Raw genomic sequence first — 22,382 nt, 5'->3', positions numbered from 1 at the left:
TCGGCGACGCTGTCGGTTCAGCGGCTTTCTGTTTTGAACGGCTCTCTGTTTTCAACGGCTCTCTGTTTTCAACGGAAGTGGGCAAACGCGCCGGCCAACGGCGCCGTCGATTCACGGATGACAATACTCGGCGTCACGATCCGCTGATCGGTCGCCAGGCCCGGCGTGGCGATTCGCCGTAAAAGCACTTCGGCAGCCATTTCACCGAGCTGCAGGATCGATTGCCCCACCGTAGTCAACGACGGGTAGACATACCGACTCATCTGGATATCGTCGAAACCGATCACCGACAACTCGCTCGGTACGCGAATATTGCGCTCAGCGGCGGCCCGCAGCACACCGATGCCGATCATGTCGTTGGCGGCAAAAATGGCGGTAGGCGGATGGCTTTCCAGCAAAATCGCGGCAGCGCTGTAACCGCCGGTGCTGGTGAAATCGCTTGCCAGCATGCGCTCGGGAGAGACTTCGACGCCCGCCTCTTTCAAGGCCCTGCGATAACCCGCCAGACGCATCTGCGCCACACTGGTGTTTTCCGGTCCGCTGATCGTGGCGATATCCCGGTGGCCCAACTCCAACAGGTGCCGGGTCGCCAGGTACGCGCCGTATTCATGGTCGATGCGCACCAGGTCGGCATCGACTCCGTCCAGGCCGCGGTCGACGATCACCATGGGCGTGCGCACGCCTTTCAGACCCTGTACCAGGCGACTGTCGCCGCCGGCCGAGGCGACGATGAGGCCGTCGATGCGTTTTTCCAGCAGCACCCGCAGGTAGCTGCGCTGCTTGTCCGGATTGTCGTCGGAGTTGCACAGGATCACGCAGTAACCGTTTCGCTCGCAGTAATCCTCAATCCCCCGGGCCAGTTCGGCGAAATACGGGTTGAGGCTGTTGGGGACCAACAGGCCGATGGTCGCCGTGGTCTTGGCCTTGAGTGAACGGGCCACGGCGCTGGGGACGTAGTCGAGGGTCTTGATCGCCGCCTCGACCTTGATCCGGACTTCCTCACTGACCGGACGGGTCTTGTTCACCACATGGGAAACCGTGGTGTAGGAAATGCCGGCAAGGGCTGCCACATCTTTGATAGTCGCCATGACTCAGGTCCGCCGGTTTGCGCGTTGACTGCGATAAGTGTCCAGCACCACCGCCACCACGATCACGGCGCCGGTAATGATGCGTTTGGTCGGTTCCGTTGCCCCGATCTGCGCCAGCCCCGCGGCCAGCACGGAAATGATCAGAACGCCAAAAAACGTGCTGATCACCGAGCCGCGCCCGCCCATCAGACTGGTCCCGCCAATCACCACGGCGGCAATCACCTGCAACTCAAGACCGGAGCCGGCATTCGGGTCGGCGGCTTCCAGGCGAGAAATCTGGAACAGCGCGGCAATGCCGGCCAGCAATCCCATCAGGCTGAAAACCAGGATTTTGTAGGGCTTCGGATTGATCCCCGCCAGCCGCACGGCCTCTTCATTGGTGCCGATACCGATCAGATAGCGACCGAACACCGTGCGGGTCAACACGGCCTGGGCGATGAATATGATCAGCAACGCAATGATGAACGAGGGTGAAATGCCGAAGGCGATCGGATTGGACAACCAGGCGAACGCATCGCCGATGTAGGCCGTACGCGAACCGGTCATCTGGTACGCCACTCCGCGCGCCATTTCCAGCACGCCCAGGGACACGATGAACGACGGTATCCGCCACGCCACCGTGATTGAACCGGTGATGGTGCCTGCGAGCGCCGCGACGGCCATGCCGAGCAACGCTGCGGGCAGCACGCTCCAGCCCCAGCCAAGTATCGCCACGCTGACGGTCGAGGCTGCCAGTGCCAGCACCGAACCCACCGACAGGTCGATGCCTCCGATGATCAACACAAAGGTCATGCCGACTGCCAGCACCATCAGGTCCGGAATCTGGTTGGCCAGGGTGCTGAACGTATCGTAGGACAGGAAGTGACTGCTCAACACCGAGAACAGCACAATCATCGCCAACAAGGCACCCGCCAGGCCCAGATAGGTGCCCAGGCCATAGAAGTTGCCACTGCGTGTGCCGGCGAAAGAAGCGGTTTTCATGGAAGATCCCTAGGCGCGGCGTCGAAGCGCTGCGCATCACGTTTTTGATAGCCGGCAAAAGCAGCGGCGAGCAACTCATCCTGGGTCCAGCTGTCGCGATCGAACGTATCGATCAGGCTTCCTGCCGACAGCACACCGATCCGGTCGCAGATCAGCATCAGCTCGCGCAAGTCGCTGGAAACCACCACCAGCGCCTTGCCCTTGCGGGTCAATTCACCGAGCAGGTTGTAGATATCGAACTTGGCGCCGACGTCGATGCCCCGGGTCGGCTCGTCGAACAGCAGCACCGAGCAATCGCGCTCCAGCCAGCGACCGATGACGACTTTCTGCTGGTTACCGCCGGACAGCTCGGACACCAACTGTGCCGGACCGGAACTGCGAATGCGCATGGCGTCGATCTGCCGCTGGGCCAGGGCGTTTTCGCCATCGTTGTCGACAAAACCGGCACTGGAGATGGCGGGCATGTTGCCCAAGGCGATATTGGCACCGATCGACTGCGTCAACAAAAGGCCTTCGCCCTTGCGATCTTCGGTGATCAGCGCGATGCCATGCCCGACCGCATCCACTGGCGAACGCACAGTGATGACCTGCGCCGGCGAGCCGAGGGCAATCGTACCGCTGTCGGCGATATCGGCACCGAAAATCAGGCGCAACAACTCGGTGCGCCCCGCGCCGATCAAACCGGAAATGCCGAAAATCTCTCCGGCACGCACTTCGAACGACACATCGCGAACCTTGTCGGATCGGGTCAGCCCCTTGACCGTCAAAACCGGAGCACCGATCTTGCGCGCCCCCATATCGATGTGTTCGCCGAGTTCGCGACCGACCATCAGGGTGACCAGTTGCTCGCTGTTGTAGTTGGCCATCGGCGCGACACAGACCAGATTGCCGTCGCGCAGCACGGCAATGCGTTGCGCAACCCGCGCCAGCTCTTCGAGGCGATGAGAGATATAGATGATCGATACGCCGCGAGCCTGCAGGCGGGTGATCTGCTCGAACAGCATTTCAACTTCGCGTGCCGTGAGCATCGCGGTGGGCTCATCGAGAATCAGCACATGACAATCGCCGATCAGGTTGCGGGCGATCTCCACCATTTGCTGGTGACCGATACCCAGTTCGCCGACCAGGGTATCCGGGTCAATGGCGTCGAGCCCGACCTGAGCCATGGCCTCGATGGCAGCCCTGCGCAATTGCTTGCGACTGATCCAGCCGCCGTTGTTGGGCAGATTGTGAAGGAACAGGTTTTCCGCCACCGACAGGGTCGGCAGCAGATTGAGCTCCTGCATGACCATGCGGATGCCGAGGTTTTCCGCCTGGCTCCGGCTGCCCGGACGATAGGCCTGCCCCTGAAACTGCATCTGCCCGGTGGTCGGCGCGACCAGCCCGCCAATGATTTTCGAAAGCGTGCTTTTGCCTGCGCCGTTCTCGCCGGTCAGCGCCAGCACTTCACCGCGCATGAGCGTCAGATCAATGCCGGCCAGAACCGGTTGGGCGTAGGTCTTGCCGATACCGCTGACCGAGAGGACAGCGTTCGTAGCGCAAGCGGACATAAAAACTCTCCACGCGCCCGTCCGGCTGGACGAGCGCCGTTGCGTCGCCAGAAGGTTACTGTGTGACCGACTCTTTGGTGACCAACTCTACCGGCGTTTCGATCACGCCATTGGCGCCGCCGTCGACCTTCTCGCCCTTGAGAATCTTCAATGCCGTCTCGATGCCGAACACCGCCTGCCTGGCTGCAAACTGGTCGGCAGTGGCGAGCACCCGACCATCCTTGAGCATCGGCTGGATGGCATTGATATTGTCGTAGCCGACCACTTGCACCTTGCCGGCCTTGCCCGCGGCGCGCACGGCAGACACCGCACCGACCGCCATGCTGTCGTTGCCGGCCAACAGGGCCTTGGTTTGCGGGTATTCGCTGAGAATCGAGGCGGCCACCTTGTTGCCTTTGTCGATTTCCCAGTCACCGGATTGCAGCGACACGACCTTGATCTGCGCCGCCTCCATCGCATCCTTGAAACCTGCGGTGCGCTGCTGGGCATTGGTGGTGGTGGACACACCTTCGATGATGCCGACTTCGTCACCGGCCTTCAGCTGTTTGGCCAGGTAATCGCCGACCAGGCGTGCACCCTTGCGGTTGTCCGGGCCTACGAACGGAACACTGATGTTTTTGCTTTTTACGACGGCGGGGTCCAGTTGGTTGTCGATGTTGATCACGGTGATACCGGCATCGATGGCTTTCTTGATCACCGGCACCATGGCCTTGGAATCTGCCGGTGCAATCACCAGCGCATTGACCTTGGCCAGGATCATCTGCTCGACGATACGCGTCTGGCCTGCCGTGTCGGTTTCATCCTTGATGCCGTTGGAGATCAGCTCGAATTCGCCGGAGTGATCTTTCTGATAGGCCTTGGCGCCGTCTTCCATGGTCAGGAAAAACTCATTGGCCAGGGATTTCATGACCAGTGCGACTTTCGGTTTTTCTGTGGTTTCAGCGAAGGCAGAGGAGACAGGCAGTGCAGCGGATGCGGCAGCCAGCACAGCGACAGCGAGAAGACGTCCAGCAAATGGCAGCTTCATGGGTTCACTCCGATCTTATGATTATTGTGAGCAACGCTTGCGCCGGCGTAAGCTTCACGACCCACTGTGATGGAAAGCCATTACAGTGGGTCGCGCAAACGTTTGCGTGACCCAGACTATGCGAATCCTGCCGGTATTTGTCAACGTCCTGAAAAGTGCTTTCAGAGAGGATTGGCGAAAAACGGCATTCAGTTCATGCCGTGGTGTTGATCACCGATCCCGTGCCGGAACCCTTGGTCATCTCTTTGATCAGACTCGCGCTCACCTGCAGGATGGCGCCGTTGGTTTGGGCGACCTGCCCCTGAATGGCCGCTACCGCGGTGGTCTTGGCTTCCGGGGTCGGATAGGACGCCGCCTGGGCCTGAGCCAATTGCTGCTGTTGCTCACGCAATTGCTGCTGCAACTCCTTCAGGCGCTTGAGCAGGACCTTCACCGCAACACTGGTGTTATCGCTGGTTTCCGATTCGGCCTGTGCGCCGGCACTTTCTCCCAGACCTACCGGACCGGTTTTAACCTGGGTGCCGTCGCCTTCCTTTGCGCCCAGCGCTTTGGCAGCCGCACCCTCTGTTGCATCGCCCAAGGCACGAACGGTCGCCGCAGACTTCCCCCCGATGGTGATGCCCGCAGCATTCGGGAAGCCAATAGATAACGACATGTGAACTCCTGCAGAAATAGATCCCTTGAAGGAGCATCGACCGACGCGCGCTTTTCTTTAATCGTTAACGACGATTTGGTGCCCTTAAATTTTAAACAGGAATCTTAAACAGAACCGCCATCCGTTTCGGAGAGCCGAACGCCAAAGTTAAACATGTTCGGCAATCCGGACGCCCGGCCCCGGAACCGCCTTCGGACACAAACTGCAATACCGTTACAAATCATTAAGTTACGCGTATTTTTCGATTCAAGGTGTTACTGGTACAGATCCTGCTCTCTTCCTCGCACCTCCGGCGTTCAGATTCGCCCGGGGCGTATCTAGATGAACCTGCATCTGCACCGTCTCACAACTAGAAGAGAAAAATAATGACATCTGCACTCAAGACCTTTGTTCCGGGCGCCTTGGCCCTGCTGCTGCTTCTGCCGACCGCCCTTCAGGCCAAAGAAGCCGAAACCCAACAGAAACTGGCCAACGTGGTGATCCTGGCCACCGGTGGCACCATTGCCGGCGCCGGCGCCAGCGCCGCCAACAGCGCGACCTACCAAGCGGCGAAAGTCGGCATTGAACAATTGATCGCCGGCGTTCCAGAACTGAGCCAGGTGGCCAACGTTCGTGGCGAACAGGTCATGCAAATCGCTTCCGAAAGCATCACCAACGAAAACCTGCTGCAACTGGGCCGCCGCGTAGCCGAACTGGCCGACAGCAAAGACGTCGATGGCATCGTGATTACCCACGGCACCGACACCCTGGAAGAAACCGCGTATTTCCTGAACCTGGTGGAAAAAACCGATAAGCCGATCATTGTCGTGGGCTCCATGCGCCCGGGCACCGCGATGTCCGCCGATGGCATGCTCAACCTGTACAACGCAGTGGCCGTGGCCAGCAGCAAGGATGCGCGAGGCAAAGGCGTGCTGGTGACCATGAACGATGAAATCCAGTCGGGTCGCGACGTCAGCAAAATGATCAACATCAAGACCGAAGCGTTCAAAAGCCCCTGGGGTCCGCTGGGCATGGTGGTAGAAGGCAAATCCTACTGGTTCCGTTTGCCAGCCAAGCGCCACACCATGGATTCCGAATTCGACATCAAGACTATCAAGAGCCTGCCTGACGTCGAGATCGCCTATTCCTACGGCAATGTCAGCGACACCGCCTACAAGGCCCTCGCTCAATCAGGCGCCAAAGCCATCATCCACGCCGGCACCGGCAATGGTTCGGTATCGTCTCGTGTGGTCCCGACCCTGCAAGCCCTGCGCAAGGACGGCGTGCAGATCATTCGCTCCTCCCATGTCAACGCCGGCGGCTTCGTATTGCGCAATGCCGAACAGCCTGACGATAAATACGACTGGGTCGTGGCCCACGACCTGAACCCGCAAAAGGCTCGGATCCTGGCGATGGTCGCGCTGACCAAGACCAATGACAGCAAAGAGCTGCAGCGGATGTTCTGGGAATACTGATTCGCCCTCGCCCGACCGATCCGGTCGGGCACCCTGTGCGCCATTCTCCAGTCCTGGCGATTGGCGCCACTCGTTCTGACAAAAAAACTCCCTGCGCCTTACACCAAATAGAACAAACCGCTGTCAGAGGATTTTCTTGATTTTTAAGCAGTTGCGAAATTGCCTACAGTTAAATACTGTATGCACGTACAGCTTAATAAGGATAATTCCATGGACACTACTTCTGCCTCTCCTGACACCTATGTACGCATGGGCCTGCGCGTTCAGAAAATCATCAACTCCCCCACCGCACAAAAGGCCAGGGCAGCACTGATCTTCCGCCTGCCTGACGAGCCGGTGGATGAATGGGAACGCTTGCTGGAAGAAATCGACGAGAACGACAACGTCACCCTCGCCTATCGCGACGATGGCGGCGTGCAGATTTTCTGGGTTGTGCCGAAGGAAGATTGAGTCGATGAGTGCCCGCTGGTTTGCTTTGTTTTTTGTGTTTTTTGTCATGGCTGCGCAAGCCGACGCTCCGCGCACCTTCACCGAAGCGAAAAAGGTCGCATGGAAGCTCTACGCCCCCCAATCCACCGAGTTTTACTGTGGCTGCAAGTACACCGGCAACCGGGTGAACCTTGCCGCCTGCGGTTATGTGCCGCGTAAAAATGCCAAGCGCGCATCCCGCATCGAGTGGGAGCATATCGTTCCGGCCTGGCAGATCGGTCATCAACGCCAGTGCTGGCAAGAAGGCGGTCGCAAGAACTGCACCCGCTACGATCCGGTTTACCAGAAGGCCGAAGCTGATTTGCACAACCTGGTGCCCAGCATCGGCGAGGTCAATGGCGATCGCAGCAACTTCAGTTTCGGTTGGCTGCCCGAACAGTCGGGACAGTATGGTTCGTGCCTGACCCAAGTCGACTTCAAGGCCAAGAAAGTCATGCCCCGCCCTTCCATTCGCGGCATGATCGCCCGGACCTACTTCTACATGAGCAAGCAGTATGGCTTGCGCCTGTCAAAACAGGATCGACAACTGTACGAAGCCTGGGACAAGACCTATCCCGTACAGGCCTGGGAACGGCAACGCAACCAGAGCGTGGGGTGCGTCATGGGACGCGGCAACGAGTTCGTCGGCCCGGTGGACATGAAGGCCTGCGGCTGAATCCAGGCGACACCTGAAACAAAAAAGGCCTCGAGGCTAAAGCCCCGAGGCCTTTTTTTGTTTGCCCAACATCTTCGCTGCCGACTGTTATTGAGCGGCCGGACGCTCAAGCACCAGCAATTCGATGTTCTGTTTCTTCGAGCGAGTGAGCACAGCACGGACCTCATCCTGTTTGGCTTCGGCCTCGGCTTTCGAATTGAACGGCCCCATCAGGATTCGCGTATTGCCATTTTCCTTGACGACGCTGGACATGAAACTGTGTTCGATCAGCCAGCCACTCAAATCACTGACCGCCTGAGGGGTTTCACCTCGCACTTCAAGATCCCATTGCGGGCCGGACGCTGCCGCGGGTACGGCAGCCACGGCCGGCTTTGGCTTCGGCGCATCCACACTGCTGCCCTCTCCACATCCCGCCAGTGCCAACATCGCGAGTACCAAGACCATTTTGCGCACGGCGTTTCCCTCTAAATGCTTAAAGCGGGGATTTTAACATCCATGAATACTTCACGAGTGCCATAAAATGGGCTCAAAACAACGAGAATCATGGTGGCGGCCTCTGTATAGTTACGCCTTGGGAATTAATGCCACATCTGCGCGTCAGAAAGAGGCACCCAAACTGTGAGACTTCGCACTAATCTATACATACCACCGACCTCTGCACTGTCCGAATCAGGTGCCCCACAAAGCAATCAAGGAGAAGACCATGCTGATACTCACCCGCAAAGTCGGTGAAAGCATTAATATCGGTGATGACATTACGATCACCATCCTGGGCGTAAGCGGCCAGCAAGTCAGGATCGGCATCAACGCCCCGAAGGACGTTGCAGTGCACCGTGAAGAAATTTATCAGCGCATTCAGGCCGGCCTGACCGCCCCGGAAAAGCCGCAATCCTGAGTTCTGTTGCAGTCAGTAGCCAGCCCGTTCAGTGCGCAACCACGGCTGGCTAAAGATTCAGCATCGCATCGAAGCTTTCAGGGGTCGATACTAGCGACAAGCTCAAGACCCTGGCTGTCAGATATTTCTTGTTTATCCAGGGGAAGGACGCGTTCGCTCCGTGGCTAACCGAACACCACCCCGCGCGCCATGCCAGTCGCCACCACCACCATCAACAGCACCAGCAGTGCCTCGACATGACTGATCCGTGCAAACAGCTTCGCACGGCCGGTATCGAAGGCGACTTTGCGACCCAGCGCTATCCGCCATTTGATCAACGTCACCATGGGCGCAATCTCCAGCAGCAAGATCAGCACGAACAGCGTCATCTTCAGATGAAACAGCGGCTGATGCAGGTAATAGTCCGTGCCTTTCTCGTACCCGCCAAAGGCTCGCATCCCCCCGCTGATCAGTAACACGACAGCTGAAATACCCCAGATATTGTCCGCCATCAGGACACTGCGCACTTCTGCGGTCCCATCGGCCAGACGCCGAAAAGACGTGCCTCGAGTCAGCACCGCCCAGAATCCCAACGCAACCGCCAAAAGATGAACCGCCGCCAGAAACCAATGAGTCAGCATCGAGAAACTCCCGCCAGGTAGAAGCTGTATGAGCCTGACAGTAGTAGCCCATGAAATGGCTGCTTGCACGGCATCCTCGGACCAGGCCCGGTACACAATATGACAGACCAACTAGACTCCACTGCGCTGGCATTGAGCGACCGCGGCAGTCCCAGCCCCAACAGCAACTCACTCTCACCGCATTGAACTGAGTAAACAAAATCATGTGTGAATCATGTGATTCAATCTCTGCTTCAAACAAAACAGGCCGTCGTCGTTTTCTTCAATTTGCCGGATTGAGCGCAGGCGCCCTGCTGCTTGCCGGCACACTGCCCGGCAAAATCATCCAGGCAGCCGAAAAAGCGACAGCCCCACCCAAACCACAAAACGTGATCAGTCCCGACATGGCGCTGAAAAGACTGATGGAGGGCAATGAACGATATGTAAGCGGTACATCCAAGACTCATGATTTCAAGGCTGAGCGAGAGGCCCTGGTGTCGGGTCAAAATCCGTTTGTGGCCGTGCTGAGCTGCTCTGACTCACGCATCGCCCCGGAGTATGCGTTTGACACTGCGCGCGGAGATCTTTTCTCCATCCGCGTCGCGGGCAACTTTGTCACCCCGGAAGGCCTGGCCAGTCTTGAATACGGGGTCGCCGTACTGGGCGCCCCGCTGATTCTGGTACTCGGCCATGAGAGCTGCGGCGCCATCGAGGCCGGCATCAAGGCTGTCAAGGACCAGACGGTTTTCCCCGGCCATATCCCGAAACTGACCGACGCACTCAAGTCAGCCATCGAGGCCGTGCTCAAGCAACCCGGAAGCCTGATGGAAAACGCCACCGCGCAGAACGTCAAAAATTCGGTCAACAGCCTGAAACAGGCCTCGCCCTTGCTGACCGATGCGCAGAGCAAAGGCATGCTGAAGATCGTGGGAGGTGTCTATCGCCTGGCGAGCGGCAAGGTAGAGCTCATCGCCTGACCCACAACGCACACATCGCTAGTATCGGCGCATAGTCCCGCATAAAAAGAGTCCCGCATGCAAAGAACGCCGCATGCAAAGAGCCCAGCGCGATGGCTGGGCTCTGGTCACTTCCGGTTTTCCATCATTTTGTCGGCCAGGGCTTTAGCCCTCTCGATCAACAGGTTCTGCCTGTCTTCGTGCGTAGCCCCGCCCACAACCGGGGCTGTCAGATTGCTTTCGGCAATCAACGCAGCGCAGAAGTATTGATCCCAAACGGCTTTGTCTACGGGTGCCTGTTTGCTGATTTGATCGACGTTCATGGGCGGCTCCTTTCAATGAGGCAGCCCCACTAGTTTACGCCTGAATGGCCAAGAATCCGGATCATCATCCACCGTTGTCCGCCATTCGTCGCCTGCGAAAACACAACGATGAGTTCACCCGCATCCGTGGCTTGAGGATTGCACAGATCGCGCGTAGCAGCGCCGGAACGACATAATTCTGACGCAGCAGCCATTCAATCAACGCTTAAGGACTCCAGCGATACGCTTGGTCAGTCACCGGGAGATGTAACGTGTCAACGCTCAACGAAATCGCAATGAACCACGCGAGAATGGCTAAGGAAAAAGCAGCAGAGTCGACCGAACTGAGCGAGCGACACCTCCAGATTGTAGGGAGCTTCGAGGTACCGTCCATTGACGTACAACAGAACGTCCCCATGCACCTGATCGCTGGAGCGCAGGAGGTGCATCTGGTTCATGCGACGGGTTTCGCGCTCTGACCTTTTATGAGGCAAGCGACATACTGATCGATTTACCCGGCAACAGGTAAGTGGATTCGGCACTGGCAATGGAACATGCCATCTGGATGCAATCACCTGTTGCCTGGCTCCCACCCACTCCTCGCATCACAATCCCCCAAAAAAATCCCGCAGGCGCAACACAGTGGCGTGAGACTCGTGGCAAGGTGCCGATGAACCTGGCTTTGCTTTCGTCGGGTCTGAAGGCAGGATGCGCGCCTACCAACAAGAAACCACCGCACTCCAGGGTTATCCAATTAGTTGTAACCATGACTAAAGACCGCGTAAACGAAATCGATTTACTTCGGTTTATCGCGGCAATTGCCGTCCTGTTCTTTCATTATTCTTTTCGGGGGGCATGCTTACGACGATCTGTCCATCATGCCTTACCCCTGGATTATTCCAGCTGCAAAGTATGGATATCCGGGGGGTTCAGCTGTTTTTCATGATCAGCGGCTTCGTGATATTCATGACGGCTTCAAATGCGAATCTCAAGTCATTCGCAACCTCCAGGATCGTTCGGCTCTACCCCACATTCTGCGGCATGTTGCACCATTACGTTCATTGCAATCCTGTTGATGGGCAATGGCCGCTTTTCAGCTTCTTTTACTCAATACCTCGCCAACATGACAATGCCTAGCGAGTTCATGAAAGTACCGTCTATCGATGGCGCCTACTGGTCAATCTTCATCGAAATCCGTTTTTACCTTTTGATCGCCATCCTGTTGGTCGCCCGACACCACGGAGTGGCGCCGCATCGGTTTTTATCTTGATCGGTTTATTTGCACCGACATTCACGACACAACAAAAAAGGGCCCACCTTGGGGTGGTAATGCTGTTCAGTTAAGCGAGAATGATCCACTGTAGGAGCGAGCTTGCTCGCGATGGTCGTTAACGATGCCGCGTGTTTACTGACTAAACGCGGCGCTCTTGAGTCCATCGCGAGCAAGCTCGCTCCTACAGAATCCTTAACTGAACAGCATTACACCTTAGGGTGGTCCCTTCCAGACCGCCAGGCCGGGCGAATTTTGCCTGGTAGGCGCGATAGCCAATTGGTTGATAGCTAAAAGTTACTTCACGACATACCTGGCGCCGTGTGGATCGTTGAGCTTTGCCTGCAATATCCCCCACTCGCGCTGAATGATCGAGTAAGGAATAAAGATGCTGATCCTCTCAGCACCCTCAACACCGGAGTGATTGCTCACATCGTTCAGAGTGGTTGAGTAGAAACCGATATTGATGCCGACAATACAGCCGTCACTGGTGAGGACCGGCCCACCCGACATGCCCTTGACCAGCGGGGCATCATGGATGGCATAGAGATCACCGCTGCGTTCATCGGTATTGAGGAACGGCGTTTGATACACCTTGCCTTTCCCGGTAGTGGTCATGAGGTAAGGACTCGCCCCAACGGCAGTGATGCTCTCGCCCACACGCGGTGCGCGCCATGATGGGTAGCGGCCGTTGGCCTTGTGCAGGATGAAGACGAGATCACAGCCCGTGCTGCAGCTGTACTTCACGTTGGGGATGAACGGAGTGTGGCGCGTGGTTACCGCATAGTCATCGTTCCATTGCACGGCCGAGGCCATGTATAGATACGGTGCGGGAAACCCCGAATGGACTAAAAAGTATGAATCATTGGCAGCACCCGAAAAGTCGGGTTTTACGATGCCGTTGCATCCTGCAGTTACAGCTCCAATTAAAAAGTAGGCCATGATCTTGATCATGATATATCACCGACTTAATTGGGAGAGTGTGACTGTTTTTTGTTGTCAATATTTTGTCTTTTGTCGGGGTTGTAGTACTCCTCGCCGCTTGTTCTAGTTGGACGCTTCCTTACTTATGGCTGAGTTTGTAATGACGCGTATGAATAAATCGCGCTAAAGCCAATCGCTTTTCGATCAACTCCAGAAGTTCAAATATTTGGCGCCTGAAAAGTGTTAAATACGAGAAAGAAAATCAAGAGTTTCTATAGACTGTTTCGTTAGTGGCGCCAGCTGAATAAATCGCTATACCCGTCAGCCACAAGAGCGAAAAGAAGCCTGATGCTAGCCCAGTCGCCCTGCACTGCAGCTGCGCCGCAACTGGCTTGATATTCCGCCACGCGGAATATGATTCATACAGTTAAAGGAAGCTACGCAGAGTAACTCCTGCCAGGGATTCAACATAACTTGAACTAAACATCGCTGATTGCTAATCAACTCAACCAACTTAAATTAATCCAAACGCAAAAGTCCTGATTGATCCCAACCAGGGAACTTCTCTTATTCCTTAATAGTTGTTGGCACCCAGTGTCTGGCCGCAGGCATCAAAGCCGGGGACTGCTCCAGGCCGAGTCATTTATCGCACTACTGCGCCCCAACCCCTTCCAGACTTTGAGCCTGAATCGGCGTTCACATTGCCTCGTGTGAACGAAGCCGATACTTTGTGAGCGCTCTGCATGAAATCCAGGACAACAAAAAAGGGCCCGCCTTTCGGTGAGCCCTTCCAGACCGCCCAGCAAAAGCGCTTCCAGGCTTAAGCGGACACCAACATCGCATCACCCATACGAACAGAAGAAAGATGTCACCCCCTCGAATTATCGACAAGTCGGTCAACGAAGAACTCCATATGCCCTCTGGGGGTAGCCAGCAAAGGCCAGGCGTCGACCAATAAAGCGATTTCCTGAAATGCCTGGGCGCTCTTGGAGCGCGGAAAGTGTTCGTAGACTGCCCGCTGCTTCTGCACTGCCCTGCGCGCACATTCATCGTACGGAATCGCTCCTACATACCGCAGGGTTACGTCGAGGAAGCGATCGGTGACTTTGGCCAATTTAGCGAACAGCGCGCGACCTTCCGTCGGGCCCTGCACCATATTGACCAGCACCCGAAAACGGTCCATTCCGTAATCACGATTAAGCAGTTTGATCAGTGCGTAGGCATCGGTGATCGAGGTCGGTTCGTCGCAGACCACCAGCATGACTTCGTGGGCCGCCCGGACGAGACTGACCACCGACGAGCCGATGCCCGCAGCTGTGTCAATCACCAGCACATCGAGACTGTCACCAATTTCACTGAAGGCCTGGATCAGGCCTGCGTGCTGAGCCGCCGACAAATGCACCATGCTCTGGATGCCAGAAGCTGCGGGGACGATTCGTATCCCGCCCGGACCGCGCAAAAGCACATCGGAAAGCTCACAGCGACCTTCGATTAAATCGGCAAGCGTGTACTGCTGGGAAAGCCCCAACAGGACATCGATATTCGCCAAGCCAAGATCGCCATCAAGCAATACGACTCGCCGTCCAAGTTTCGCCAGCGCCAATGAAAGATTCACGGCCACAGTCGTCTTGCCGACGCCGCCCTTTCCGCCGGTCACGGCGATAACTTGTATAGAACGCACACTATCCATGTTATTGATTCCCTTCCATGCGCAACGCGTGCGAGTAATCGCAAACTAATCCCAGGTACGCAATGGTAACCGAAAAGTGCAGACACATAGCCACTATGCTGTATCACAGGATCACCAGAAACGCGGCAACCCACCACCTGGCAATTTCGCGAACCACTTCGAGAAGTTTAGGGTTGAGGTGCCAGGCGTGTTCAAGCCGGACCTCAGGAGGGTCAGAAGGAGCACGGCATCAACAACCGGCAGGACATTCACCAGCGCCTACTGATGAACCTGATAAGCGCCGACTTTGAAACCGCCGCTCGCATGCTTTCGCGTGTCACGACACCTTACGAGATTACCGAAAAGGTATCGCAATTGGTCAGAGCCAAAAGCCTGAGGGCGCTGGAACAGGAGCCTGGTGAGCCGGAAGACGAAATAATCGAGCCGGCCTCAATTACCACGGCTGAGCTACAGGTTCTGCGTTGCGCCTGGCGACGCTCACATTGCCGCGTGTGAACGGCCCTATACTTTGTGACCGTCTTGATGAAATCCAGGACAACAAAAAAGGGCCCACCTTTCGGTGAGCCCTTCCAGACCGCCCAGCAGAGCGGATTTTGTTTGGTAGGCGCGATTGGACTCGAACCAACGACCCCCACCATGTCAAGGTGGTGCTCTAACCAACTGAGCTACGTGCCTGCTGTGAGGCGGCATTCTACGGAATTCCGGAGGGGTGTCAACACCTTTTTTCGCGCTAACCCTATGAATATGCAAAATATTTAATTTTGCCGGTACAAAGAAGATTTTCCGGGTGGCTGGCGGGCGATTTTCAACTCGGGTAGGATCAACGCACTCGTAAAATATATTAAACAGAGGCTGCCGAATGGCTAACACTCCCTACCCAGAGTCCTATTACGCCGCATCGGCCAATGCGGTTCCGCCGCGCCCGGCGTTGCAGGATGACGTCGAGACCGATGTCTGTGTGATTGGCGCCGGTTACACGGGGATGTCCTCTGCCCTGTTTCTGCTGGAGAACGGTTTCAAGGTCACGGTGCTTGAGGCCGCCAAGGTGGGTTTCGGGGCGTCCGGGCGTAATGGCGGGCAGATCGTCAACAGCTATAGCCGCGACATCGATGTCATCGAGCGCACGGTCGGTCCCAAGCAGGCTCAGTTGCTGGGGCAGATGGCGTTTGAAGGTGGCCGGATCATTCGTGAGCGGGTCGCCAGGTACAACATCCAGTGCGATCTGAAGGACGGTGGTGTGTTCGCCGCGATGACCGCCAAGCAGATGGGTCATCTGGAGTCGCAGAAGCGCCTGTGGGAGCGATTCGGCCACACCCAGCTCGAGCTGATGGATCAGCGCCGCATCCGCGAAGTGGTAGCGTGTGATCAGTACGTCGGCGGGATGCTGGACATGAGTGGCGGCCACATTCATCCGCTCAACCTGGCGCTGGGTGAAGCGGCGGCGGTCGAGTCCCTGGGCGGGACGATCTACGAGCAGTCGCCGGCTGTGCGTATCGAGCGCGGTGCGAATCCGGTGGTGCACACGCCACAGGGTAAGGTCCGGGCCAAATTCATCATAGTCGCCGGCAACGCTTATCTGGGTAATCTGGTGCCGGAACTGGCGGCCAAGTCGATGCCTTGCGGCACGCAGGTGATTACCACCGAGCCCTTGGGCGAAGAACTGGCCAGGACCCTGCTGCCTCAGGACTACTGTGTCGAAGACTGCAATTACTTGCTCGACTATTACCGCCTCAGCGGTGACAAGCGCCTGATTTTCGGCGGCGGCGTGGTGTACGGCGCGCGGGATCCGGCGAACATCGAAGCGATCATTCGACCGAAGATGCTCAAGGCCTTCCCGCAGCTCAAGGACGTGAAGATCGATTACGCGTGGACCGGTAACTTCTTGCTGACCCTGTCGCGCCTGCCTCAGGTCGGACGCCTGGGCGACAACATCTACTACTCCCAGGGCTGCAGCGGCCATGGCGTGACCTACACGCACCTGGCGGGCAAGGTGCTGGCCGAAGCGTTGCGCGGCCAGGCCGAGCGTTTTGACGCGTTTGCCGACCTGCCCCACTACCCGTTCCCTGGCGGACAGTTGCTGCGTACGCCGTTTGCGGCATTGGGTGCGTGGTATTACGGATTGCGGGATAAATTCGGGTACTAAGCGACACGCAATACATTGTAGGAGCGAGCCTGCTCGCGATATCGGTCTGGCAGCCAACGGATGTGTTGGATGTTACGACCTCATCGCGAGCAAGCTCGCTCCCACAGGTTTTGGGGGTTAGAGACGATCTCGTGGGATACCGCTGCGAATCCGCAGGATGTCCGCCAGTACCGCCAGGGCAATCTCGGCTGGCGTCTTGCTGCCCAGGTTCAAGCCGATCGGCGCATGAATCCGCGCCAGTTCGGCATCGCCCAAGCCCCCAATACGCCGCAAACGCTCGAAGCGCTTCTGTGAGGTCTGCAGGGAGCCCATCACACCGATATAGAACGCCTCGGTGCGAACCGCCTCCATCATCGCCAGGTCATCGATACGCGGGTCGTGGGTCAATGCCACCACCGCCGTGTCGCTGTGGCAGCCGCCGTCGGCGATGAACACCGACGGCAGTTGGCGGCGAATCTCCACGTTGTCCAGCACGACGCCTTCCAGCACTTCGTCCCGCGGATCGCACAGAATCACCTCGAACCCCAGGCCCACGGCAAATTCCGCGCAGGCCTGAGCCACACTGGAATAGCCGGCCAGCAGCAGACGCTGGGCCGCGCCGACACGCACACGCACGCGATCGATTTCACGCTCGATACGCACACCCTGCTCACGATCATCGAACAGGCTGCGCGCACCGCTTTGCAGATCGACTTCACGGATCAATCGACGTCGGCCCAACAGCGCCGACTCCAGCTCGCGCAAATGCGCCTGCACGTCACATTCGGCATCAAGCTTCTCGACCAGCACATCCAGCACCCCGCCACAGGGCAGGCTGACGCGCGAGCGTGGGTCGTCGCCTTCGCCGTAACGAACGACGCTGACCGGCTGCAGAAACGCGCCCTCGGCGACTCGCTCGAGAAAATCCTCCTCGACACAACCACCGGACAGCGAGCCAATCCAGTGCCCGTCAGTGTTCACCGCCAGCAGCGAACCCGGTGCGCGCGGTGCCGAGCCGTAAGTGGCCAGCACCGTGCACAGCCAGATGCGCTGACCGGCCGTCGACCACTCCAGCGCCCGGCGCACCACTTGCAGATCGAGATGCTGCATATCAGTGCGCCTTGTGCTCGAGCGGCGGCGCATCGGCCCGCAACTTCTGCACGTCGTTCAGCGCCAGGTCATTGGGCTGACCGCCCCAACCCTGACGCAGGTAGTTCAGCAGATCCGTGAGTTGCCCGTCGCTCAACTTCTCGGCGAAGCCCGGCATCGGCTGCATGCGCTCGAACCCGGAGAACTTCTGCTCACCGATACCGTCGTCGATCACCCGCAGCAGGTTGCGCGGATCTTCCAGGCGCAGCGTGGTGTTGCCGCGCATGGCGACGGCGATGTGCGGCTTGCCCTCGCCGCCCGGCGCATGGCAACCGGCGCAGACGTTCAAATATTCCTGACGGCCACGCTGGGCACTCGGGCTCAGTTTGTCCAACGGCACTTCGGTGAGCACTTTCGCCGCCGGTGGCTGATCGCCGAGCAGGAAGGTCGCCATCGCCGCCAGATCCGGATCGCTGAGGCCCTGGGTGCTGTTGTGGAACACCGGGAACATCTCGTTGAACATCGTGCCCTGGGCGCTCATGCCGTGCTTGAGGAACGAGCTCAGGTCCTGATGATTCCAGCCACGGGCCGCCAGGTCAGTGGCCAGCAGGCTTGGCGCCAGATAACCATTGAGAATGCCGCCGGTCATGCGCTTGTCTTGCTGCATCGCGCCAGGCAAGCCGCGCGGGGTGTGGCACTCGCCACAGTGGCCGAGCACGTCGACCATGTACTGGCCGCGCTTCCAGGCTTCGCTTTTGCCTTCGGCAGACTCCAGCTTCACATCCTTGCCGTACATCATGTTCCAGCCCATCAGGCCCAGGCGCACGTTGAACGGAAAGCTCAGGCGGGTGACCGGGGCGGCGCGCTCGATCGGCTCGACGGTTTTCAGGTAGGCATGAATCGCATCGGAATCGGCGCGCGGCATCAGGTGATACGAGGTGTACGGCATCGCCGGATACAGGTTCGCGCCATCGCGGCGCTTGCCTTCGGTCAGCGCGGCGAAGAACTCGTCATCGCTGTACAGGCCGATGCCGTGCTCTTTACTCGGGGTGATGTTGGTGCCGTAGATCGTGCCGAACGGCGACACGATCGGCAGGCCGCCCGCATAGGGTGCACCACCCGGCGCGGTGTGGCAGGCCATGCAATCGGCGGCGCGGGCAAGGTACGCGCCTTGCTTGACCTGCGCCTCATCGGCGTGGGCCAGCAACACAGGCGCAGCCAGGCCGACCGCCAGCGTCAGGCGGGACAATAGTGACTTCATGCTTAACCCTCCTTGACCAGGCCGAGATCGGTCAGCACGTTGCGGGTGGCGCTGTAGTAGCGCACGTACCCGGTGCAACGGCAGATGTGATGACCGAGGCTGTCCTCGATGACTTTTTCCAGCTGGCTTTTGACGATCGGCTGACGCTGCAGCTTTTCCACCAGCACGGTCGCGGCATTCACGAAGCCCGGCGCGCAGTAGCTGCACTGGAAGGCGAATTCGTCGACAAAGCGCTGCTGGATCGGGTTCAGCTCGGTGACCTTGCCCTGCTCGTCGCGGGTCGCATGGCCTTCGATGGTCCGAACTTTCTTGCCTTCGAAATAGTGCGCACCGGTGATGCAGGTGCGCACTTCTTCGCTGGTGCCGTCGGGGTTGTCGACGATCACCACGCAGGCGTGGCAGATGCCCTGGCCGCAGCCCAGGCGCGAACCGGTGAGGTTCTTGTATTCGTGCAGGTAGTCGATCATCGGCAGGTCATCAGGGATGTCCACCGGGCCGACGGATTGACCGTTGAGGGTCAGTTGAAGCGGACGGTTAGCCATTGAGGGCCTCCTTGATGCGTGCAGAAGTGATAGGCAGGTCGCGGACACGTTTACCGATGGCATGGGCCACGGCATTGCCGATGGCACCCACCACAGGAATCATCACCACTTCGGCGATGCCCTTGGACGGGTCGCTTGGCGAGAGTGGCGGCAGGATCTCCGCCGTCTGCTTCCACACCGCAACGTGCCGCGCCATTGGCAGGCGGTAACGGTTGAAGTTCCAGTCACCCTCCCCTGGCCCGCCTTCGTACAGCGGCATTTCTTCCATCAGCGCATGGCCGATGCCCATGGCGATGCCGCCTTCGAGCTGGCCCTTGACCAGCTCCGGCACCAGCACGCGACCGCACTCGACCCACGAGTGATGGTTGAGTACCGACACTTCGTTCGAACCCTTGTTGACCTTCACTTCCACCAGCGTCGCCACCGGGCTGTAGTACGTCACCGCCGCGTTGTTCAACTGGGTTGCCGGGTAGGCGATGTTCTGCCGGTCCAGCAAATGGAAACCGGCGCTGTTCATCTGCGCCTTCTTCGCTTTCGGTGCACCGTCGCCATACTTCACGGCCAGGCCATCGAGCGGCAAGCGCTCACGCACGCCGTCGATGCTGAATTCGGCCTCGGCCCAGCTCCAGCGGTTGAAACCGTGCACCGTGGCGCCGCTCACCAGGCCGCGCTCGTGAACACGCTTGGCCAGCATGGCGAACGGCAATGGTTCCATGCCGTTGGCGGTGAGCTTGCCATCGACCCAATGGGCGTCTTCGCGGCGCACCACATAAGGGTTGGCCTGACCGCCGTAAGGGCCTTGACGCCAGATCTCCAGCGCCGCCGGCCACAGGCCGTGGTTGAACAGCACGCGCGCCGCTTCACGGGTGGCGTGGCTGAAGTAGTACGCCGAGTTGGTGGCCGACGATGCCGAAGCCACCTTGCCGACCCAACGCGGGTTGCGCAGGACATTATCCTGTTCGGCCTGGCTCATGATGTACGGGTTGCCGCTGCTGATCAGCTGCAACTCATTCCATTCGGTTTCACCGGTCTTCACTTCGTGCGCCGGGATACCGAGGAAATCGGCCACGACCATGGCCTGCGAGGTCGACATGCCGGTGCCGATCTCGATACCGATGTGGCGCAGGCTGATGCGACCTTCGGCGGTGAATTCAATACTGGCCATCGGCGCTTCGGAACCGGTGCCGAAGTCTTTCTGGCAGATGGCGAAACCCACCCCGTACCAGTTGTCCGGATCGGCGGCTTCGCGTTGTTTCTTGATCGCGTCGCGGTTTTTCCAGACTTCGTGGACCGCCGCCTTGTCGAGAATCTCGTGCAGGCGCAGGGCACCGGCCGGGATCGCGCCCTGGGTGTTTTTCATGCCCGAGCGCAGCGCGTTCTTGCGGCGCAGTTCAATGGCATCGATACCCAGGCGATCGGCGATTTCGTCGACCATCATTTCGGTCGACGCCATGCTCTGCAGGGTGCCGTAGCCACGCATCGACCCGGCTTCTACCGCACGGGAATGGTAAGCCGTGACCTGCAGGTCGTTCTGCGGCATGTAATAGATCGATTGCGCGGCCGTGGCGCCCACCGCCGCCACCGACGGGCTGTAGTTGATTCGCCCGCCACCGTCGACGCTCATTTCAGCGCGGAAGATCTTGAAGCTGTGGTCGTTCTTGTCCACCGCCAACTGGTAGCGAATGTCGAACGGGTGACGCTTGATGCCGCTCTGGAACTGCTCGTAGCGGTCGTTGGCCAGACGCACCGGCACACCGGCGCCGTACAACGCGGCCAGCGCTGCGTAGTAGACGAAAATGTTGTGGTCTTTGGAGCCGTAACCGACGGTGTAACCGGGGTGCATGTTCAGGTGGGCCATGCCGAAACGCGACGGCGCAATCATCTTCGCGGTCTCGGTCGCGGTTTCCAGCGGGCACTGGGTGGCAACAATGAAATGCAAGGTCTTGGTGGCCGGGTCGTACCAGCCGTTACCGTTGTCCGGCTCCAGGGCGGCCGGTTCGATCGACGGGGTCTTGTAGCGCTCGTCGAACACCAGCCAGTTGTCCGGCGGCGTATCGATCTGCTGCTTCATGCGCTCGGCGTAGAACAACCCGCGCTCGGTCAGGTTGCCGTGCAGGTTCGGCTGGGAGTTCCACACCGGACGACGGTTTTTCAGCATCGGGAACAGGATCGAATCCTTGAGGCTGGCGAATTCGTCTTCGTCGGCCGAGGTCGCACCGCCGACGCGCACATAGCGGAAGCTGCCGTATGGATCGCCTTCGTAGAACGGCACTTTTTCGCCGTAGCGGATGGCCTTGTCATTGAACTTGAGCTGGTTCTTGGCCTGACGGAAACGCTCGAAGTCGTTCCAGATCAGGATCGCCACCGGGTGACCGATGAACATCGGCACCTTGCCGGCCGGCAACAGTGGATCCGGGGCGTGCTCCTCAGGGAACACGATACCGTCCTTGACCAGGTCTTCGGCGGTGACGATGCGGTCCGGCTGCAACTCGGCACCCAGCCACGACAGGTCGATGCCTGCAAAAATGTGGTCGGCCTTGATGGTTTTCAGCAGCATGGCATGGCCTTGTTGCTGCGGCCAGCCCGGCATGTCCTTGGCGCGGATGTCGCGGGCAAAGACCTTGCTGCCGCAGACCTTGGACAAGGCATCGTTACGGGCGCGCGCCTGGCCATTGTTGCCGAGCCACTGCTCGGACGGCACGGTCACGCTGTTTTCCATCAAGGCGGCCAGCGCCTGGCTGCTCAATGGCGTGAGCGTCACACTCACACCCGCTACCAGCCCGCCCTGGAGGAACGAGCGCCGGGATATTTCACGGTTGGACATGGATCATCC

Annotated in this window: 21 protein-coding genes and 1 tRNA gene; 7 read left to right on the top strand and 15 right to left on the bottom strand. The window is 58.6% G+C overall.

The window, feature by feature from the left end; translation table 11 throughout:
- Positions 1-68 precede the first annotated feature (68 nt).
- The 5 genes from Q8X48_RS24815 to Q8X48_RS24795 all read right to left on the bottom strand — a co-directional run bounded on the left by Q8X48_RS24815 (position 69) and on the right by Q8X48_RS24795 (position 5,301).
- Positions 69-1,088 carry a LacI family DNA-binding transcriptional regulator gene (locus Q8X48_RS24815; protein WP_407800124.1) on the bottom strand — a complete coding sequence of 340 codons (1,020 nt, stop codon included), beginning with the start codon at positions 1,086-1,088 and terminating at the stop codon, positions 69-71.
- A 3-nt stretch (positions 1,089-1,091) separates the two neighbouring features.
- Positions 1,092-2,069 carry an ABC transporter permease gene (locus Q8X48_RS24810; protein ID WP_407800123.1) on the bottom strand — a complete coding sequence of 326 codons (978 nt, stop codon included), beginning with the start codon at positions 2,067-2,069 and terminating at the stop codon, positions 1,092-1,094.
- Positions 2,066-3,619, bottom strand: a complete 1,554-nt coding sequence (locus Q8X48_RS24805; protein WP_407800122.1) for a sugar ABC transporter ATP-binding protein — start codon at positions 3,617-3,619, stop codon at positions 2,066-2,068. The genes Q8X48_RS24810 and Q8X48_RS24805 overlap by 4 nt, the downstream gene beginning before the upstream one ends.
- Positions 3,620-3,674: 55 nt before the next feature.
- On the bottom strand, positions 3,675-4,646 hold the full coding sequence (locus Q8X48_RS24800; protein WP_102699300.1) for a sugar ABC transporter substrate-binding protein: 972 nt from the start codon (positions 4,644-4,646) through the stop codon (positions 3,675-3,677).
- Positions 4,647-4,839: 193 nt separating this feature from the next.
- Positions 4,840-5,301 carry a hypothetical protein gene (locus tag Q8X48_RS24795; RefSeq protein ID WP_407800121.1) on the bottom strand — a complete coding sequence of 154 codons (462 nt, stop codon included), beginning with the start codon at positions 5,299-5,301 and terminating at the stop codon, positions 4,840-4,842.
- A gap of 365 nt (positions 5,302-5,666) precedes the next feature.
- On the opposite strand from Q8X48_RS24795, the gene Q8X48_RS24790 reads away from it, so the two are divergent.
- From Q8X48_RS24790 to Q8X48_RS24780, 3 genes are all read left to right on the top strand, one after another.
- Entirely contained in the window at positions 5,667-6,755 is a 1,089-nt protein-coding gene (locus tag Q8X48_RS24790) for an asparaginase (RefSeq protein WP_102699298.1), read from the top strand.
- A 210-nt stretch (positions 6,756-6,965) separates the two neighbouring features.
- On the top strand, positions 6,966-7,205 hold the full coding sequence (locus tag Q8X48_RS24785) for a DUF1654 domain-containing protein (protein WP_007975694.1): 240 nt from the start codon (positions 6,966-6,968) through the stop codon (positions 7,203-7,205).
- Positions 7,206-7,209: 4 nt separating this feature from the next.
- Complete coding sequence (locus Q8X48_RS24780; protein ID WP_126050537.1) at positions 7,210-7,899, top strand: endonuclease; 690 nt, start codon at positions 7,210-7,212, stop codon at positions 7,897-7,899.
- Between the two features lie 87 nt (positions 7,900-7,986).
- Here the strand turns inward: Q8X48_RS24780 and Q8X48_RS24775 are convergent, their stop codons facing one another.
- A complete protein-coding gene (locus Q8X48_RS24775) occupies positions 7,987-8,352 on the bottom strand; it encodes a penicillin-binding protein activator LpoB (RefSeq protein WP_095965325.1) in 366 nt (121 codons plus the stop codon).
- Between the two features lie 250 nt (positions 8,353-8,602).
- Here Q8X48_RS24775 and csrA point away from each other — a divergent pair, with 250 nt between their 5' ends.
- Entirely contained in the window at positions 8,603-8,794 is a 192-nt protein-coding gene (csrA, locus tag Q8X48_RS24770; RefSeq protein WP_007975691.1) for a carbon storage regulator CsrA, read from the top strand.
- A 164-nt stretch (positions 8,795-8,958) separates the two neighbouring features.
- On the opposite strand, the gene Q8X48_RS24765 is transcribed toward csrA, so the two are convergent.
- On the bottom strand, positions 8,959-9,414 hold the full coding sequence (locus Q8X48_RS24765; protein ID WP_407800120.1) for a DUF2214 family protein: 456 nt from the start codon (positions 9,412-9,414) through the stop codon (positions 8,959-8,961).
- A 203-nt stretch (positions 9,415-9,617) separates the two neighbouring features.
- Here Q8X48_RS24765 and Q8X48_RS24760 point away from each other — a divergent pair, with 203 nt between their 5' ends.
- Positions 9,618-10,370: a carbonic anhydrase gene (locus tag Q8X48_RS24760; protein ID WP_407800119.1), complete on the top strand. Its 753-nt coding sequence runs from the start codon at positions 9,618-9,620 to the stop codon at positions 10,368-10,370.
- A 107-nt stretch (positions 10,371-10,477) separates the two neighbouring features.
- Here the strand turns inward: Q8X48_RS24760 and Q8X48_RS24755 are convergent, their stop codons facing one another.
- The gene (locus Q8X48_RS24755; RefSeq protein ID WP_095965322.1) at positions 10,478-10,672 is read right to left on the bottom strand and encodes a hypothetical protein; all 195 of its coding nucleotides are present in this window, start codon (positions 10,670-10,672) and stop codon (positions 10,478-10,480) included.
- Positions 10,673-10,923: 251 nt separating this feature from the next.
- On the opposite strand from Q8X48_RS24755, the gene Q8X48_RS24750 reads away from it, so the two are divergent.
- Positions 10,924-11,130 (top strand): hypothetical protein, encoded by a 207-nt coding sequence (locus tag Q8X48_RS24750; protein ID WP_095965321.1) that lies wholly within the window; start codon positions 10,924-10,926, stop codon positions 11,128-11,130.
- A gap of 1,088 nt (positions 11,131-12,218) precedes the next feature.
- Here the strand turns inward: Q8X48_RS24750 and Q8X48_RS24745 are convergent.
- The 3 genes from Q8X48_RS24745 to Q8X48_RS24735 all read right to left on the bottom strand — a co-directional run bounded on the left by Q8X48_RS24745 (position 12,219) and on the right by Q8X48_RS24735 (position 15,210).
- Positions 12,219-12,875 carry a trypsin-like peptidase domain-containing protein gene (locus tag Q8X48_RS24745; RefSeq protein ID WP_407800118.1) on the bottom strand — a complete coding sequence of 219 codons (657 nt, stop codon included), beginning with the start codon at positions 12,873-12,875 and terminating at the stop codon, positions 12,219-12,221.
- Between the two features lie 838 nt (positions 12,876-13,713).
- Entirely contained in the window at positions 13,714-14,535 is an 822-nt protein-coding gene (locus Q8X48_RS24740; protein WP_126050527.1) for a MinD/ParA family protein, read from the bottom strand.
- A 598-nt stretch (positions 14,536-15,133) separates the two neighbouring features.
- A tRNA-Val gene (locus Q8X48_RS24735) sits at positions 15,134-15,210 on the bottom strand.
- Between the two features lie 184 nt (positions 15,211-15,394).
- On the opposite strand from Q8X48_RS24735, the gene Q8X48_RS24730 reads away from it, so the two are divergent.
- The gene (locus tag Q8X48_RS24730) at positions 15,395-16,678 is read left to right on the top strand and encodes an NAD(P)/FAD-dependent oxidoreductase (protein WP_407800117.1); all 1,284 of its coding nucleotides are present in this window, start codon (positions 15,395-15,397) and stop codon (positions 16,676-16,678) included.
- A gap of 117 nt (positions 16,679-16,795) precedes the next feature.
- On the opposite strand, the gene Q8X48_RS24725 is transcribed toward Q8X48_RS24730, so the two are convergent.
- The 4 genes from Q8X48_RS24725 to Q8X48_RS24710 are packed head-to-tail and all read right to left on the bottom strand — an operon-like array spanning position 16,796 to position 22,373.
- Entirely contained in the window at positions 16,796-17,767 is a 972-nt protein-coding gene (locus Q8X48_RS24725; RefSeq protein ID WP_407800116.1) for an XdhC family protein, read from the bottom strand.
- Between the two features lies 1 nt (position 17,768).
- The gene (locus tag Q8X48_RS24720; protein ID WP_407800115.1) at positions 17,769-19,007 is read right to left on the bottom strand and encodes a c-type cytochrome; all 1,239 of its coding nucleotides are present in this window, start codon (positions 19,005-19,007) and stop codon (positions 17,769-17,771) included.
- A gap of 2 nt (positions 19,008-19,009) precedes the next feature.
- Entirely contained in the window at positions 19,010-19,549 is a 540-nt protein-coding gene (locus Q8X48_RS24715; RefSeq protein WP_007982256.1) for a (2Fe-2S)-binding protein, read from the bottom strand.
- A complete protein-coding gene (locus tag Q8X48_RS24710; protein ID WP_407800114.1) occupies positions 19,542-22,373 on the bottom strand; it encodes a xanthine dehydrogenase family protein molybdopterin-binding subunit in 2,832 nt (943 codons plus the stop codon). The genes Q8X48_RS24715 and Q8X48_RS24710 overlap by 8 nt, the downstream gene beginning before the upstream one ends.
- Positions 22,374-22,382 lie beyond the last annotated feature (9 nt).

Origin of the sequence: Pseudomonas sp. QLc11A (genome assembly GCF_052112305.1) — a bacterium.
GTDB classification, from domain to species: Bacteria; Pseudomonadota; Gammaproteobacteria; order Pseudomonadales; family Pseudomonadaceae; genus Aquipseudomonas; species Aquipseudomonas laurylsulfatiphila.
This window is presented reverse-complemented; position numbering and strand designations above follow the sequence as displayed.